Origin of the sequence: Bartonella sp. OC68QHHN, assembly GCF_042193875.1 — a bacterium.
Taxonomy (GTDB): Bacteria; Pseudomonadota; Alphaproteobacteria; order Rhizobiales; family Rhizobiaceae; genus Bartonella; species Bartonella grahamii_A.
On sequence record NZ_JBHIME010000078.1, the window covers coordinates 78,619 to 97,417 of the forward strand.

Here is an 18,799-nt window from a genome sequence, read left to right on the forward strand (position 1 = left end):
GACAGGGAGAATAATATTACAAATGAGACCGTTACAATATTCACCTTGGCTTTGTGCCAAAACGTGGAAACACGTGTGTACATCTTTCAGCTTGATTGAGAATACATAACAATACAAGCAACACAAAAGCGTATTGTTGAAGAATGGGGTACACAGAATAAATCAATGTATTGACCATAAAAAACACTTCATGTGTAAAATTTTACATGCCTTCTTCAACGGTTTTTTACGATAAAATAAATCCATTCGCTTCTATCAAAAATCAGGTTAAACGTACCCCCTGAAAAAGGGAGGTATCTTATGATGTACTCTCAAATATCAAGAGCAATCGCAAATAAGAAATGAGCAAAGTGTGTGATAATGCTAGCTTATTTTCATAAGGATAAAAATACCACTACGCAAAGATTCCAATATGCAAAAATGTTGGTACACAATGAGTCCTCTACCTTATCTCGAACAACGCTACAAAATGGATGTAGAAACAATAAATCATATTTCTTTACCTAAAACGGGTACATGATTAACATCATAGCATTCTTGTTCTTTACACAGATATTAATTCTTTCTCTTGCTTTTGCAGTCAACAATAGCGCATAACAAAAAATAGGATAAAAGCTAACAAGAAGAGGTTAGAGATGAAGTTTTTTGTGGATAGCGCCAATATTGAAGAAATCCAAGAGTTACAGAATTTAAGCCTTGTTGATGGTGTCACCACCAATCCCTCTCTTATCCTAAAATCAGGACGCAATATTCTTGATGTTACAAAAGAAATTTGTGCTCTCATTAGCGGACCTGTTTCTGCTGAAGTTGCAGCAACGGAATTTGAAAGCATCATGAAAGAAGCGGCTGTTTTAGCAAAAATTGCCGACAATATTTGCATCAAGCTTCCTTTAACACTCGATGGATTAAAAGCCTGTAAAGCCCTTACAGCAGAAGGACTAAAAACAAATCTCACACTTTGCTTTTCTGCCAATCAAGCCTTACTTGCAGCCAAAGCAGGCGCAACATTTGTTTCGCCGTTTATTGGTAGACTAGATGATTGCGGAAATGATGGAAGTGAACTGCTTCATGAAATTCGCACAATTTATGATAACTATAACTTTGAAACACAAATCTTGGCCGCTTCAATCCGCACCGTTAATCATGTCAAAGAAGCAGCACTAAGTGGTGCTGACGTTGCAACAGTTCCACCAGCGATCTTAAAAGCACTGGTCAAACACCCTCTCACTGATAAAGGGTTGCAAATATTTCTCAACGACTGGAAAAAAACAGGACAAAATATTGCTTAATGTCTAGAATTTTTATTGGAAAGATCTTTTGAAAGTAACAAAAAAATCTGTTCAGCCAGCTCTTCAGCAACACGTTTTTTTGCATCTTCTTCTGCTTGCATCGTTGCATATTCTTGACGAAGTCGATCAAAAGATGCATTCATCATCGCTGTTCCTTTTGCAACAAGAGTATTTTTCATATCCTGCAAAGTGTAAGAAGCTCTGCTCATAACAGTTCCAACAGAAGGTCTTCCTTTTCGTTTTTTCTTGAAATCAACCTCTACCTGCATAGATTCTCTTGTAGATACGGATAACTGCAATGCCAATTGATAAGCCGGAGCAAAAGGTTTACCACCATTTCCATACAAAAGAAACAGCAGATGATTACGCACCATTTGACCAAAACGATCCGAGGGCTCTTCCACAACAATAGAAGCGAGCTTTTGCGCAAGCCCCAAAGAAGCTTGCCCAGAAACAGGATTCCCATAAGAAGCAGAATCCATTGTCATTGCACTCTGCAACTCTTGACGGTAAAGCGGTTCAACTTTGCATCCACACAACAGTGTGAATACACCAGCTAAAACGACAAGAATAAAACTTTTAAAAAACGACATTCACAATCCTTTGTGGAACAATAATGATTTTTTTCACGGGCTTTTCAACCAGCTGTGCCTTTACAAAATCTAAACCCAAAACCGCTTCTTTAATCATCGTTTCATTCGCTGTTGCTGAAACGGTTACCACACCGCGTTTTTTACCATTAATTTGTACTGGCAAAGTATAGCATTCCGTAACGGTTAACGCACGATCATAAACAGGCCAAGCAAGCGCAGACATTAAAGTTTTTCCCCCTAAAGCAGCATGACATTCTTCTGCTAAATGGGGCATCATCGGTGCGATCATGGCAAGAAAAAAATCCATGGCTTGACGTAAAGAAGCTTTCATTTCATCGTCAACACTTGCTATTTTGTTGAGCAACGGTGCCATAATATTCAAGAATTCATAAAGACGTGCAATAGCCCGATTAAAAGCAAATTTTTCCAAATCATTTTCTACAGCGCAAAGCGTGCGATGTGCGACCTTTGAAAGTTCCAAAGCCGCCCCCTGATGCCCTGCACAAGGCGCCACATTCTTTAAAACAGAAGCACTCAAAGCCACACAACGCCAAATACGCTGTACAAAGCGATGGGCTCCTTCAACACCAGATTCTGTCCAGATGACATCCCGATCAGGAGGAGAATCTGACAACACAAACCAACGCACAGTATCAGCGCCATAGGATGCGATAATATCATCAGGATCAACGACATTCTTTTTTGATTTTGACATTTTCTCAATCAAACCAATTGTCACTTCACTTTGATCGGTTAATTTATAAGCTTGTCGCTTTCCATCTTTTTCAACAATCGAAATTTCTGCTGGAGAAACCCACCCTTGATCATCCCGATAGGTTTCATGCACCACCATCCCTTGCGTAAAAAGCCCCTTAAAAGGCTCATCTACTGTCACATGTCCGACTAATTTCATAGCACGCATAAAAAAGCGTGCATAAAGAAGATGCAAAATGGCATGCTCAATTCCACCAATATATTGTTGCACAGGCAACCATTCAGCTGCCGCTTGTTTATCAACAGGTTCTTGCGCAAAAGGAGCCGTAAAGCGTGCATAATACCAAGAAGAGTCAACAAATGTATCCATGGTATCGGTTTCACGTTTGGCAAGTTGACCACAGGAAGGACAAGTAACATTCTGCCATGTTTCATGCCGTTCAAGAGGATTTCCAGGTTGATCAAAAGTAACATCATCAGGCAACACAACCGGTAAATCGGTGCGCGGCACCGGAATCACTCCGCAAGATGTACAATGGATCATCGGAATGGGGCACCCCCAATAACGTTGACGTGAAATCCCCCAATCACGCAACCGAAATTGCACTGTTTTTTTCCCTTGCGGTTGCCCATTGAGCATTTGTTCTTCAAGCCTTTTGGCTACTTCTTCAAAAGCTTGTTGAGGTGTCAAACCATCCAAAAAGCTGGAGTTTATCATCACACCATCACCCGTATAAGGTGTTTCAGCAATGACAAAATCTTCTGCTTGCTCTCCTTTTGGCAAAACCACCGGTTGTATTGGAAGATCATATTTACGCGCAAAATCGAAATCTCTCTGATCATGAGCCGGACAACCAAAAACAACCCCTGTTCCATAATCTATAAGCACAAAATTCGCGATATAAACAGGAATATGTACTGTTGAATCAAAAGGATGAACTGCCAAAAGGGGCGTAAGAAATCCTTGTTTTTCAGCTGTTTCAAGTGCTGCTGTTGTCGTCCCACCACATCGACAATTTTCGATAAAAGCACTCAACGCTTTATCTTTCTTTGCTAAAGCTTGTGCAATAGGATGGTCAACAGACAGAGCTAAAAATGAAGCGCCAAAAAGTGTATCAGGACGTGTTGAATAACAAATAACCTCATCAAATGCCTCACAAACATCATCAACACCACTTTTTGCCTTTAAAGCCCAACGAATCAGCAAACCTTGTGATTTTCCAATCCAATTTTTTTGCATCGTGCGAACTTTTTCCGGCCATTGCTCCAGCTCCTCAAGCCCAGCCAAGAGCTCTTCACTAAAGTCGCTAATTTTGAAAAACCACTGCGTCAATTCACGCTGTTCCACCAAGGCACCAGAACGCCATCCCCGCCCATCAACAACCTGCTCATTTGCCAAAACGGTGTGGTCAACAGGGTCCCAATTCACCTTAGCCACTTTACGCGCAACCAAACCCTTTTGATAAAAATCAAGGAACAACATTTGTTGACGATGGTAATATTCCACATCACAAGTCGCAAATTCACGCGTCCAATCGAGTGAGAGCCCTAATTGCTTTAATTGCCCGCGCATTACAGCAATATTCTGATAGGTCCAAGTTTTAGGATGCACTTTACTTTGCAGAGCAGCATTCTCAGCTGGCATACCAAAAGCATCCCAGCCCATAGGATGAAGCACATTAAAACCTTTTGCCCTTTTATAGCGTGCCACCACATCCCCCATGGCATAATTGCGCACATGCCCCATGTGAATGCGGCCTGACGGATAAGGAAACATCTCTAAAACATAATATTTTTCACGAGCATCTTCTTGAGCAATCTGAAAAATTTTCTTTTCATTCCAAATTTCTTGCCATTTTTTTTCTCTCGCACGTGGATTATAGCGTTCGCCTATATTATAATGTCCAATCGTCATTCCCATTATACTCTTTTAATAAAACAGAACCAAAAAACTTGTTTTATTATGCTTGACCATGGATTAACCTCATCGTCAACATTTTCGTGAAATATTTCCCTAAGTATTTTATAAAACTTTTAAAAAAACGACCAACTCTTGAACAAAAACGGTAAAGCACAAAAATATGAATACACAAACGCCCATCGATGCCCCTTCCATTAAAGCATGGCAAAACCTTCAAAAAGACATTGCTGAAACATGTCACGAGCTACAACGCCCTGTAGAAGAAATTGAACTTATCGCTGTTTCAAAAACTGTTTCTGCCACTGATATACGTCCCCTTTTGCAAGCAGGCCAATCTTTATTTGCAGAAAACCGCGTACAAGAAGCAGCACAAAAATGGCCTGCTTTACGTCGACAATTTGAAAATATTAAACTTCATCTCATCGGTCCCTTACAATCAAATAAAACAGCAGAAGCGGTAAAACTTTTTGATGTCATTCAAACAGTTGATCGTGAAAAAATAGCCAAAATTTTATCCGAAGAAATGCAAAAACAAAAAAAGCATCTTCCTTGCTATGTTCAGGTCAACATTGGCTTAGAACCTCAAAAAAGTGGTGTGACACCCCAAGAAGTAATCCCTTTTGTCAACCAATGCAAAAACAACTATGGACTCGATATCATCGGTCTTATGGGCATCCCCCCTGTCGACGAAAACCCCGGACCCTATTTCGCACTCTTAGCAAAATTAGCAAAACAAGCCGGTCTTCCAAAGCTTTCCATGGGCATGTCCAGTGACTTTAAAACCGCTCTACAGTTTGGCTCTAACGTTCTTCGCATTGGCTCTACTTTATTTGGAAAACGCCCTGTATAAAGCAATTTCCTCTCATATAAATTCCCATTGAAATTCTACCAAAAGCCAAAAACAGCAGAACTGAGAAAAAATATTCCCCTCAATATCAATAAAAGAGCAATTCTAGCAAAAAAGATTCCAGCCCCTCTTTCATCCTGTTAGCAAAATAAGCAAAAAAGCTGGTCTTCTCAAATTTCTCACCGGCACATCCACAACACGTACAATAGCTTCAAAATAGCATTGCAATTTAGCTCTCAGATTCTCGCGCATTGGCTCTACTTCGCCTTCCCTCTGACCGCCTCTCCAGCAAAAGCAACATAAAAAAATAAATCCTTATATAAAGGCAAAATGATAAGAGGAGCGTTGCGCATGAATGAAAAAACTGTTGCGAAATAAATAATTGCAAAAGAATATTTAATACGATTATCGCAATGATTTCCATTAAAAACCACGAATTCTCTTAAACTTCTCCAGCACGTGTAAACAATTTCCCCACATGCCAAGGACGTAAAGCAGGAAAAAAAGGCTTATGGCTGCATAATACAGTAACAAAACTCTTTCATGTAAGCCACTTAGCAAAATAAACATCTCAAATGCTCAATAGAGCACCAAGAGCCGCGCTAAACAACATGAATAGCAATCTATAAGGTCAACAAATAGCATAGAGGCTTTCTATGCTCTACAAAGCGTAAATACGGTCAATATTCTCCTGAAAAATAAAAAAACGAATCCCACGCATATGCACATAATACATGCAGGCAAAACAATGGCAATGAAACCGATTTCAATAACGATATTTCTTTATCATTATTCCTTTGTCGATTTCTTAAACAAAGAGAAAAACTTCAAATTTTCATATGCCCATTTTTCTAATTTTAAACTTTAATTAAAAAAAATATGTGGTATTTCTTATATTTTAAAATATTGCAAATAATATTATTATTTTTTTAAGAAAAAAATTTCATATATACATAATATATTTATTATTTATACAGTATTTTATTGCTATTTTTAAGTTTATCTTTGACATTTTTCTAAAAATACGCGATAGCCATTTGAAATGTATCATTGTGATACTACTTTTAATGTAGAGAATTAACATGTTTGGTTCATTCAACACATTCGGTCATATGGCGACAAAGCCTTCTTTTGGTCATTCGCACAATTCAAGACCTACTCATGGAAATGCATGTAGTCCTAATGATTTTATGTCTCACATGAATGCGCGTGGCCGCGAAGTAGGAGTGCCGTCAGGAGTAGTTGGTGCAATTCAAGGTGGTATAACTGGGGGACCAGCGGGCGCATTTACAGGTGGAATGGGAGCTTTGTCATTGGGATACATAGGAGGTGCTGCTTGGGGCTTTATAGAAAAAGGTCGTGAGTGTTGGTTCTAATTTATAGAGAATAGCGACAAAGATATCTCTGAAATTAATAGTTCTGTAAGTATATTTGAAAGAATATACCAAAGTTAAATATCTACATCTATGGATAAAATATTTTTCAGGGATATCTATTGTGGATCATCTCTTATAATCAGGTTTTTTTATAATGAATATTCGTTATGAAATCATAAGGCTATTTTGCATTCTCATTGTCGTTATCCCTATATATGCTATTGGTTTAAAAAAAATTGGTGGCTACAGTTGGAAACTATCTATAAAAATAGCCTCATTGTCAGTTATTGTGTTTTTTATTCTTGATAGTTTGTGTAGATATTTTGGTTTATATTAATATTTATTGGATGAGTTCCAAGTACACTGAAAAAATTTTTTCATAAGTATTTATTAATCTCATTACTATAACTAGGATTTTGTTATAATGGATATTCATTATGAAGTTGTAAGAATGTTTTGCATGTTAATTATAATTACTCCTATAATTGCCATTTCTTTTAAAATATTCAATGGCGTAGGTTGGAGATTGTCTATTATAATGGCATTATCGTCATTTATTATGTTCTTTATTTCTAATTTTTTGCGTAGATATTTTGGTTTATATTAATATTTAGTAAATTTATTCTTTTAAAAAGCACTCTCATTCCCTCTCCCTTTTTTATAGGGTATTTTTTAATGTTTTTATACTTTTATAAAAAACTCTGTACTACAATAGATTCTTTCGCATTCACGTATCCTAAATAAGCATAAAATACCTTTTTAAGAAAAACGTATCAGATTTTAAAAATTGACTATTCCAATCTTTGTCATTTAGTCTAACCTCACAATGAAAAGCTTTTGGAACGACTCTGCCACAAATATAAAAATACAATGGCTGATTTTTCTAAAAAATAAAAAGAGGGAAGCATGACTGAAAAAATCTATCCAGTATCAGAAGAGATCAAAAAAAATACTTTACTCGATGAGGAAACTTATCAACAATGGTATCGAGAAAGTATCAATGATCCAGAAAGCTTCTGGGCCAAACATGGTCAACGCATTGAATGGTTTAAACCTTTTACAAAAGTAAAAAACACTTCTTTTAACGGAGATGTGTCGATTCAATGGTATGAAGATGGGATAACAAATGTTGCCTATAATTGCATTGATCGCCACCTGAAAACCCATGGAAATCACATTGCGCTGATTTGGGAAGGGGATAACCCCTATCATGATAAAAAAATAACCTATAACGAGCTTTATGCACATGTTTGTCGTTTTGCCAATCTTTTGAAAAGTCGTGGCATTAAGAAAGGCGATAAAGTAACCATTTATCTCCCCATGATACCCGAAGCAGCCTATGCTATGCTCGCCTGTGCCCGCATTGGTGCTGTTCATTCGGTTATCTTTGCTGGCTTTTCTGCTGAGGCAATAGCAGGACGCCTTGTTGACTGCGAATCAACCTTCATCATTACCGCTGATCACGGCTTGCGTGGCGGCAAACGGATCAACTTAAAAGACAATGTTGATCATGCTATTAAGATAGCAGCGCGCCAAAACGTGCATGTAAACCAAGTCATGGTTATACGGCGGACTTGTGGACCCATTCAATGGATAGAGGGGCGTGATTTTTGGTACCACGAAGAAATAGCTCATACCAAAACAGATTGTCTACCAGAACCAATGAACGCTGAAGATCCGCTTTTTATTCTTTATACTTCAGGCTCCACGAGCAAACCCAAAGGTGTTTTGCATACCACAGCGGGCTATCTTGTTTATGCCGCGATGACACATCAATATGTTTTTGATTATCACCCTGATGAAATTTACTGGTGTACAGCTGATATTGGTTGGATTACCGGTCATTCTTACTTGGTTTATGGACCTTTATGCAATGGTGCGACCACTTTAATGTTTGAAGGCACACCAACCTTTCCTGACAAAGGAAGATTTTGGGAAATTGTCGACAAGCATCAAGTTAATACACTCTATACTGCACCAACAGCTATCCGCGCCTTAATGGGAGCAGGAAATTCGTTTGTTGAACACTCAAACAGGACATCGTTGCGTCTTTTAGGAACAGTAGGAGAACCTATTAACCCAGAAGCATGGGAATGGTTTTATCATACAGTTGGAAATGACCGTTGTCCGATTCTCGATACATGGTGGCAAACGGAAACAGGAGGGCATATGATCACGCCCTTGCCTGGTGCAACTCCCCTCAAAGCAGGGTCAGCCACACGTCCTTTTTTTGGTGTTCAACCCCAAATTGTTGATGCTCAAGGCAATATTTTAGAAGGTGAAGCAGAAGGCAATCTTTGTATCAGTGATTCATGGCCCGGACAAATGCGCACGCTTTATAAAGATCATGAGCGCTTTATTCAAACCTATTTTTCCTCCTATAAAGGAAAATATTTTACAGGCGATGGCTGTAGGCGCGATAATGATGGCTATTACTGGATTACAGGGCGGGTTGATGACATTCTCAATGTCTCGGGGCACAGGTTAGGAACTGCTGAAATTGAATCAGCCCTTGTTTCTCATCCAGCTGTATCAGAAGCAGCTATTGTGGGTTACCCGCACTCCATTAAAGGACAAGGAATTTATAGTTTTATCACCTTAATGGAAGGGACAACTCCAAATGAAGAGTTAAAAAAAGAACTTATTAAACATGTGAGAAAGGAAATAGGTTCCATTGCCATATTGGATAAAATTCAATTTTCCCCGCAGCTTCCCAAAACGCGATCAGGAAAAATTATGAGACGTATTTTACGAAAAATAGCCGAAAACGATTTTGATACTCTCGGAGATATTTCAACTCTTGCCGAACCACAAGTTGTTGAAGATCTGATTGCCAACCGACAAAATTAAAGAAACCACGAAGAAATACAACCTAAGGTAGTTTTTGTTTTTTTGCTAAAATTATCCTAGCATTGTTACAAAAACCACCGATGAAAATAAAAAACAAAACAATTGGAAGATGCCAAGATTGGAATATGAATGCGAATAAGAATAAGAAAGTGAGATAAAAAGAGCAACATAGCTTTTTAAAATCGCCCAGTACCCACTCAATGCAAAACAGCCTCTGAGAAAGAAGGAAAAATAGTTCTGATGTTTATGCTAGAATCACTTTGAAATTCCTGCTAAAATTATAAATAAAGCTAAAAAGAGAAAGTATAAGTGATAATATTCTTGAGCAAAAATATTTATCTATAACAAGAGTGTACAAAAAATATTGAAAACCATGAAATCTAAAATAAACAAGCTTACAAAAAAAATCTAAAGCAATGAAAGTAAGAGTTCTTAGAATAAATGATGCAATATAAAATCAGGAGTAATAATAAAAAGTGATTCATTTTGAAAATGTTGGTCTACGCTATGGAATGGGACCTGAGGTCCTTCGTGATATTAGCTTTCATATTCCTCCTGGATCATTTCAATTTCTCACTGGCGCCTCTGGAGCAGGGAAAACGTCGTTGATGCGGCTTATGTTTTTGGCACTCAAACCCACCCGAGGTCATATTGATTTATTTGGAACAGACACAGCATTACTCAAACGACAAGAGCTCCCTGCGCTGCGACAACGTATCGGTGTCGTTTTTCAAGATTTTCGTTTACTCGACCACATGACCACTTATGAAAATGTCTCCTTACCTTTGCGCATTAAAGGACAAGAAGAAGCAACCTATCGCAGTGAAGTGGAAGATCTTCTCTGTTGGGTAGGTCTGGGAGATCATATTCATGTTTTACCACCAGTTCTTTCCGGCGGAGAAAAACAAAGGGTAGCCATTGCACGTGCGCTCATTGATCAACCTGAAATTCTACTTGCCGATGAACCCACCGGAAATGTCGATCCCCCCTTAGCAAAACGCCTACTCCGTTTGTTTATTGAATTAAATCGTTTTGGAACAGCTGTTATCATTGCTACCCATGATATTGCCTTAATGGAACAAGTTGCAGCACGACGTATGCTTCTCCATAACGGACGGATGACGATTCATGAATAAGCCTTTCCCCATTTTTACAAGCAATAAAAAAAATACAACAGCGATTATTCCCAGTGGTAATATTTCTGGAAAAGCATTGGTTGCCGTGATTGCTATTATGACATTTCTTTCAAGCCTTACCTTAATCGGTGTTGATTTAGTCCAACGTGCCGCCCAAAATTGGAGTAATCAGATTAGCTATGAAGCAACAATACAAATACGCCCCATTGACAATGTTGATATCAACAAAGCGCTCCGTGATGCCGTACGATTGGTTAAAACATTTTCTGGTGTACAAGATGCAAAAATTGTTGACCAAAAAGCTACAGAAAAGTTACTGGAGCCATGGCTTGGAACAGGCTTCAATTTCAATGAACTGCCCCTTCCCCGCCTTATCATTGTGACCCTGAATGGGGATGAAAAAATCAATTTTGCAGCCATTAATCACGCCATTAAAACCCAAATTCCAGGAGGTCAATTTGATGATCACCGTGTTTGGGTCCATCGTTTTGCGACCATGGCACACACCACTGTTTTCATTGGTTTTTCAATTTTAGCATTGGTTCTAGGCTCTCTTATTCTTACCATCATTTTTACCACCCGCAATGCATTGATAGAAAATGCACATATTATCAATGTCTTATATTTCCTTGGTACTGAAACTCTTTTCATTGCCCGCCAATTTGACTGGCATTTTTTTAAAACTGCGCTGCGTGGTGCTTTATATGGTGGTCTCACAAGCATATTTCTATTTTTAGCCTTTTGTCTCTGGACGAATTATAACTTGGGAAGAGTGGAAGCTAGCCAAGTAACAGCTTTGTTTGGACATATTTCTATAAGTTCCATCCCCTATGGAAAAATCATTCTTCTTATTATTTTCGTTTCTTTTCTTACCACCCTTACAAACCGCATGACTATTTTAGCGCAACTGAAAAAAATCGATCAATGTGAAAACGGTTTATTTTAATTTTATGACTCACCACTCCTACCATTCCAACTCATTGATGCAAAAAAAATTAAAACGTCCTCTTCCAAAACGTCCCCACTATAGTTGGTTTGTGTGCTTTTTATTTCGCTATTTTCCACCGACAACACTTACTCTTACAATCATTGTTTTCATTTTCTGGGGCGGTTTTATTGTTTTTTCTGAAAAAACTGAACGACTTTCTCCCCCAAAGCCTCTCCCCAAAGCTGATGCCATCATTGTGCTTACAGGCGGAGAAAACCGAATAGAGACAGGACTCCATCTTTTACAAAGGGAGCTTGGTTCACGACTCCTTATCAGTGGCGTAAACACCACAACCAATCTGAAAGGTCTCATGCATAACATGCATATTACCCCACGGCTTGTCTCCTGTTGTATTGACATTGGGCATCAAGCGATTAACACCAGAGGGAACGCTACAGAAAGTGCTGCTTGGATCAAAAAGCACCACTATAAAACCCTTTATATCGTCACCCATGATTACCATATGTGGCGCTCGATGCGAGAACTTAAATATTTAATGCCTGATATCCATTTCATTGCTTACCCTGTTAAAAAGAGCGATGCTGAAAGCGCAATACAACAGATCAATCAAATCCGCATTCTCATATTCCAATATATTAAAACGCTCCACGTCTATATCAGAACCGCATTCTAATCTTTATTCTTCTGACTTTTTAAAAACCTTGCCATCTTCTGACCGCTTCATACCGTTCTTTCCATACCCTTCCACACAAGTTGCCTCTATACAAGCTCGACAGAGCTACCCTCATACAAAGCAGAACATCCCAATACACGTATCACTGTATTGCACATTCACCCAAAGACATCTCTTACATCCTAAACATATCTCACAGCACAGATCCTGTACATGCCATCCCAATATATAAGCTCTTGTAAATAGAGCCCCCAGACAACTATAAGATCTCCAGATCTTGTTATAGAAATCTATTTATACTACTATCTTACGCTTCATAAAAAATACAAACTGCCCCATCCTATATTTTTTCACCCCCCAATATTATGATAATTCTTAAGCCACCTGGGATGATGATTAGTAAGAGGCATGCTTTACACCTATCTTCAACACGAACATACCAACCTCGTATGACATGCAAAGAAGTAATTTTAATAGATTTAAAATAAGAAAATTTATGATACTTAGATTTCTCATTTAACAGAGAGAACGTTAAACGATCATTATAAACCAATATGTTATTAATAATCTCTTCATTCTACAAAACATCTTCATAAGAGCATTTTAGATCACAGATAGGAATAAGCTCAAAACGCACACCGCCACGAACATCCCACACTTTTTATAGCAATATCTTTTGGCATAAATCATTTCCCTCTAAAAACACTTTTTGTTTGGCAGCCTCCCCAAAAAGAACGAAAATTTTTAAACTCTATCGATCTGTAAACAATAATAACTCAGCTTCTTGTCTAACGCGTTCTCCCTGCTCACTTCCGATCACCCCCGCTCAAAGGATGATGATTCCCATCAGCAACGGTTTGTAAACACTCCTACTTCTCTGGGCAGGTTCCTCTCTCAACTTCCCCATTTATATGGTTTATTCACATAAGGCTCGAGGAACAAATCCTGCCAAAAAATATTCATCACTGTCGCTAAAGCTCATGCGTCATCATTTTAGCGACCTTACTACCTATGATGTTTTATCACCTGCGACATATTGATTTATAAGGAAAGTTTATTACGCTACAACTTGAATGAGAGCTCTCAATATCATCAGATTCTCTCATTTCAAACCTGTTCTCTATTAAATCAATCAAAACCATTTTCTTACACATCACAAGGGAAGAGAGCCTGCGTGGCGTAAAACTGTACAAGAAAGGCATGTCTGGACCGTCTCAAATACTAAGGGCTGTCGCGATACCTACAAGCTGACAAGGTGTATGATAGTGCTAGTTTGTTACGACATGACGCTGTTTTACGGCACAATGGATAACTTAACATTTTCAGTTTCTCTCACTTTCAATTTTGGCAGGTTGCGGACAATTTTCATTGTTTCCAAACTTACCGTAATAACCCGCTGAAACAATTCCAATGGATAAGCTGGATTACCCACCGTTTCAACAGCATAGCGATTGGCATCATTAACAATCCCGCTCGCTTTATCCGTTTTGACAATTTGCCGCTCCATAACCCATTCAAGAGCAGGCCTGCCATTGACCACATACTCATAAGCTTCAAGGGGAATATTTTGCATTGTAATATGCGCATTATAAATCACTGTGCTTTTATCAATAGCACCACGCTTACCAGCAAATTTCATCGCCTCAACACGATAAAAACTCTTCTCATCAGAAATCACCCAAGTTCTTGGATCACCCTGTTTATAGGTAACAGGATAGGGTTCAACCTCTTCATAATTCATATGCAAATCACCAAGCTTGCGCCCCGCTGTAACAAAAGCCCAAAAATCCTCTACCTTTTTAACTGTTGGAATACGTGGCAATTGTTTAGATAAATTATGCGCATAACGAGCACGATAATCTTCAGAATGCAAAATCCCGTAAACATAATAAAACAAATCATCCTTTGTTATCACTTCGCTAGGATATGCTGCCTTAAAATAAGCCAACCCTTCATCCGTGAGTGCATCACGCCGCTGCAAACCAGCTTTTTTTCTTTCCTCTGCACAATTTGCAAACAAATGAACCTGCTCTTCCTTTTTATTTTTCAAGGACGCAACATCTTCATAAATATACCGTGGAAAGCATTGGCTACCACCATCCATCATATTTAAATCCGGTAAATCTTTAGTCATTAGAACAGAAAAACCGCTCCTTGCTCCCAACCCTGTAATTTGTACGACCCTATTTTCAACCGCTTTCCCTATCGGAAAGATACGCGGCATTTGGTACACTCTTTCATTGAAAGTACGGTTATAATAAAGCCATTGCTGCATGAAAGGACGATAAAGACTTTTAATAAAACATGTCTCCTCAAATTTAAAAGCTTTTCCTCTTATCAGTTCTTGTTTAATATTATGACTCCAACTGATCTTTCTGACATCTGTGTTGACAAAATCGTTTACAGCATTCACACGCACCTTACGATCAGCATGTGAATAAGAATTATTAAAACGCTCGACTTCACTGTTATAGAAGGCAATCATATTGCTCATATTCTTCGCTAGATCTTCACGGCTTGAATTATATGCCCAAGCATCACGATTAGTCGCAATGCCAAGAGAGAAATTTTCAAAGAGCTTTTTATCACTGCCCTTCTTATCACCTAAGGCTAAAAATTTTTCAAAATCACTGTTGCGCTGATCCAACCAATCACCATGCTCATCTGGTGTAATCATCTGCCAGCCGTGTTCACGCTTGATACCACCAACACTGCCCAATCGCTGAAGTTTAGATAATTTCTCTTTTGTTGTGAGGTTATCACCAATATCGTAATAGTGAATTTTACAATGCTCCGTAACATTTGGATTTTTAATAAATAGTGTCACAGCAATTCCTGTCATGCTTCCACTGCCGAAAACATTTTGTCCTTCTTGAGCACGCCCTTTACTCAACATATTTTTGCGAATATCTCCCCGCAAATTGAGAACATAAATGCTCGAAAATTCTTCACTCAATTTTTTTCTGAGTCCATCCATTGCTAATTTTTCAACATAACCAGAACCAGTCACAAAACCAATAACACCACAGTCTTTGATGCGATCACTTGCCCAGCGAATGGCACGAATATAACTATCATAAAGCATTTGCATAAGGCTTGCACTGGATTGAGCAGCATAAGTTTCACGGATACGACAATCCAATTTAGGATAGCCAATATTTTGAGCATTGTCGTTTTCACTTTTTTGTCCAAACGAATAAGGGGGATTGCCAACAATAACACGAATATCCAGTTCTTTCTGGCGTGACCGACGTGTGCTGTTATCCACCAACAAATCACTGATCAGGTCTTTTTCTTGCTCATAAAGCTGGAATGTATCGGTTAAACAAATTCCCTCAAAAGGAATATAATCTCCCCCCATCAGACCATGATAGGTCATCTCAATATTAATGGCTGCAATATAATAGGCTAAAAGCACGATTTCATTGGCATGAATTTCACGACAAAATTTGTGTTTCACTTCTTCTGGCTTTATCAGACCCGATTGTAAAAGCCGCGTGATAAAAGTCCCCGTTCCAGTAAAAGGATCCATGATGTGCACACCAGATGAGCCAAGCGTTTGCCCAAATTCTTGCTCTAAGACATCATTGACAGAGTGCAAAATAAAATCTACCACCTCAACAGGGGTATAAACAATGCCTAGTTTTTCTACAGTGCGTGGAAAAGCATAACGAAAAAACTTATCATAAAGCTCTACAATCAACTTTTGTTTTGCTTTTGGATCCGTAATACCACTTGCTCGTAATTTTACACTTGCGTAAAATTTCTCGAGATCTTTGGATTCCTTCTCAAGATTCGCCTCATCAAGCACATCAAGCATACGCTGCATCGCACACGATACAGGATTCTCACGTGTAAACTGATAGCCTTCAAACAACACCTGAAAGACAGGACGCGTGATCATATGCTGTGCTAACATTTCAATTGCATCAGCCTCTGTAATCGCGTCGTTTAAATCATCACGCAGTTCTACCAAAAACCTGTCAAAGGCTTGACGCGCCTCAGTATTTGGCTCTGCTAAAATACCTGTTAAGCGCGTAATGTGGTTCTTAGCAATTTCAGCAATGTTGCTCGCCCAATCTTCCCAATAATCACGTGTCCCACATTTCTTAACGATCTTTGCCAGAATCGCACGAGAAAGTTCATCCACACAAAAAGAAAGCTGTCCTTGTATTTTCTCTGTACGAGTGAAATCATATTCCGGTGTTCCAATTCCCGATCGTGCGGGTTGTGCGCGTAATGGAAGATTGTCTACAACAGCCGTAACAGCCTGTAATTCAGTGCTCTTTGTCACCCCAATAATCTCAACCACATTGCTGATATCTTGGCCCAACGATGCCTTATTAATCGTCGCATCAAAACGATCATCATGCGCACGCAAAGCATTTAAAATTTGCCAGATAACCCGATATTTATCATTATTGTTCAAAGCCTGTTCCACTGGAATCCCAGAAGGAATACCAATTGGCAAAATGACATACCCCATCTTTTTGCCTTCAGAGCGACGCATCACCCGCCCAACCGCTTGCACAACATCAATCTGGCTCTTGCGTGGATTTAAAAACATGATCGCATCGAGAGCCGGAACATCCACCCCCTCAGACAAACACCGTGCATTGGTCAAAATACGACAAACATCCTCACCACTATCAGCTTTCAGCCAATCAAGTAATGCACCACGATCCTTCGCATTGAAAGTGCCATCAACATGCTCAATTTCACACTTCAGAAATGACCCATTTTCCGTATCCTCTTTCGTATGATCAAGATATTCTCTAACAACCGCAGAAAACTCATCACGCACCAGTTCAGAACTTTTAATAGTTTTACAAAACGCCAAAGCACGATGCATGGGGTGTGGATCTGTACCAACATCAGCCTTCATATCTTGTTTTGTGAGCGCCTTATAACAGCCAATAATCTTCGTTGCATCATCAAGAACAAGCGAAGACTGGTCATCACTAAGACGCTTCTGAACAGCTGAACTGACCAATTTTTCATCCATTGCTAAGACAATAACCTTATAATCCGTTAAAAGATCATTTTGTACTGCCCATGAAAAACCCCGATAAAAAAGTGTTTTACCAAAAAGATTTTCATCATCCATCGAAGCAAGAACAACATTCGCTTCATGGGCACGACTTTTCGCATTATCACCAAAAATGCGTGGTGTCGCTGTCATATAAAGGCGCTTCTTGGCGCGAATAACATCATTAGAATGCACCTTAACAAAATTGGATTCATCCTCTCCAACCAGTGTTGCCCCTGTTGTACGGTGCGCTTCATCACAAATGATAAGATCAAATATTGGCAAACCATACTTTTTTTGAGCATCAGAAACCACCTGAATGGATTGATAGGTTGCAAACACAACGGTCATCCTATCAGCAACAACACCGCTCGCACATTCTGCAAGTTTAGCAGCATCGGTTGTCGCCGGAAAAGAAAGATCAAACACATCAATTTCAGCAACATCATCACTATTTTTACGACGCTTTCCCACTTGTGTATCTGAACAGACAGCAAAGGAGCGTAATCCGATTTCTGCATCCGTTGTCCATTCACGAACCGTCTGTGACATCAGTGCCAAGGAAGGAACAAGAAACAAGACAAACGTGCCTTCACCCGCCAAATCCTCAGCAATTTTAAGACTGGTAAATGTTTTACCAGTACCACAAGCCATAATAAGCTTACCCCGATCTGCTTCCATAAGCCCAGCACGCACATCACGCAATGCCTCCAATTGATGTGGACGGATTTTCTTTTTATCCTCCAAAACAACTTTGCCCTGGGATGCAAAAGTCTCCCAACGGATCGGACTTTGCTGTATATCGGAAAGATTAATCCGTATAACGGGAATATCCTGCCCCCGTATCATTGTTTCAGCGTTTTCACTCCAAGCACTTTCAGTACTATCTATAATAACACGTCGCTTAAACGGAGCTTTCCCTGATGCTGAAATAAAACTATCAATATCTGCTTTTCTAACCCGATATGCTGCATCATAAAATTTACATTGGATTGCCGCAAAACCCTCTTCATTACGAATCTTTGCCACAAGATCGATACCAGTATCACGACCATCCCAACCATTTTCATGAGCCCAATCTTTAAAGGTTTGAATCTTTTCATACTGATCAAACTGAAGAGGATCATGTGTCAGATAAGCAAGAGCAAAACGCTCAAAATATGTACCTTTGTCTCGTTCGGTACGCGCTTCGTCACGATATTTCTGTAAAAGCGATTGCAGCGTCATGCTTCCCCCCAATGAAAAATACTTTCAACTATCGAGTCTAGCCAAATTGGTTAATGCCTATTGTTTCACCCAAAAGACTTTAGCTTGCTCGATTTACTGAATGAACCGATATTTATAATAGAATACGCACTAAGCAAAAAAAAATGAATAAAGTTTTACTTACAGCAAAATAGTGGAATTTTCTTCCTCCCCCAT

The 18,799-nt window shown here is 39.1% G+C and carries 10 protein-coding genes; 7 read left to right on the plus strand and 3 right to left on the minus strand.

The annotated features are described in order from the left end of the window. The first annotated feature begins 635 nt into the window (after nucleotides 1-635). On the plus strand, nucleotides 636-1,289 hold the full coding sequence (fsa, locus tag ACFIJ0_RS08670; protein WP_375624371.1) for a fructose-6-phosphate aldolase: 654 nt from the start codon (nucleotides 636-638) through the stop codon (nucleotides 1,287-1,289). On the opposite strand, the gene lptE is transcribed toward fsa, so the two are convergent. Together lptE and leuS are read right to left on the minus strand one after the other, a co-directional pair. After that, nucleotides 1,286-1,882 (minus strand): LPS assembly lipoprotein LptE, encoded by a 597-nt coding sequence (gene lptE / locus ACFIJ0_RS08675; RefSeq protein WP_375624373.1) that lies wholly within the window; start codon nucleotides 1,880-1,882, stop codon nucleotides 1,286-1,288. The two genes, fsa and lptE, sit on opposite strands and share 4 nt — an antisense overlap. Beyond that, on the minus strand, nucleotides 1,869-4,511 hold the full coding sequence (gene leuS, locus ACFIJ0_RS08680) for a leucine--tRNA ligase (RefSeq protein WP_375624424.1): 2,643 nt from the start codon (nucleotides 4,509-4,511) through the stop codon (nucleotides 1,869-1,871). Before leuS ends, lptE begins: the two co-directional genes overlap by 14 nt. A gap of 166 nt (nucleotides 4,512-4,677) precedes the next feature. Here leuS and ACFIJ0_RS08685 point away from each other — a divergent pair, with 166 nt between their 5' ends. The 6 genes from ACFIJ0_RS08685 to ACFIJ0_RS08710 all read left to right on the plus strand — a co-directional run bounded on the left by ACFIJ0_RS08685 (nucleotide 4,678) and on the right by ACFIJ0_RS08710 (nucleotide 12,348). Continuing rightward, nucleotides 4,678-5,367 carry a YggS family pyridoxal phosphate-dependent enzyme gene (locus ACFIJ0_RS08685; protein ID WP_375624375.1) on the plus strand — a complete coding sequence of 230 codons (690 nt, stop codon included), beginning with the start codon at nucleotides 4,678-4,680 and terminating at the stop codon, nucleotides 5,365-5,367. A gap of 1,079 nt (nucleotides 5,368-6,446) precedes the next feature. After that, nucleotides 6,447-6,740 carry a hypothetical protein gene (locus ACFIJ0_RS08690; protein ID WP_375644040.1) on the plus strand — a complete coding sequence of 98 codons (294 nt, stop codon included), beginning with the start codon at nucleotides 6,447-6,449 and terminating at the stop codon, nucleotides 6,738-6,740. A 906-nt stretch (nucleotides 6,741-7,646) separates the two neighbouring features. Beyond that, nucleotides 7,647-9,590 (plus strand): acetate--CoA ligase, encoded by a 1,944-nt coding sequence (acs, locus tag ACFIJ0_RS08695; protein WP_375624379.1) that lies wholly within the window; start codon nucleotides 7,647-7,649, stop codon nucleotides 9,588-9,590. A gap of 476 nt (nucleotides 9,591-10,066) precedes the next feature. Continuing rightward, on the plus strand, nucleotides 10,067-10,726 hold the full coding sequence (ftsE, locus tag ACFIJ0_RS08700) for a cell division ATP-binding protein FtsE (RefSeq protein WP_273723097.1): 660 nt from the start codon (nucleotides 10,067-10,069) through the stop codon (nucleotides 10,724-10,726). Further along, entirely contained in the window at nucleotides 10,719-11,672 is a 954-nt protein-coding gene (locus ACFIJ0_RS08705; RefSeq protein ID WP_375624381.1) for a cell division protein FtsX, read from the plus strand. The genes ftsE and ACFIJ0_RS08705 overlap by 8 nt, the downstream gene beginning before the upstream one ends. Before the next feature lie 4 nt (nucleotides 11,673-11,676). Next, on the plus strand, nucleotides 11,677-12,348 hold the full coding sequence (locus ACFIJ0_RS08710; protein WP_375624383.1) for a YdcF family protein: 672 nt from the start codon (nucleotides 11,677-11,679) through the stop codon (nucleotides 12,346-12,348). Nucleotides 12,349-13,642: 1,294 nt separating this feature from the next. Here the strand turns inward: ACFIJ0_RS08710 and ACFIJ0_RS08715 are convergent. Continuing rightward, a complete protein-coding gene (locus ACFIJ0_RS08715; protein ID WP_375644041.1) occupies nucleotides 13,643-18,604 on the minus strand; it encodes a DEAD/DEAH box helicase in 4,962 nt (1,653 codons plus the stop codon). Between the last annotated feature and the right edge of the window lie 195 nt (nucleotides 18,605-18,799).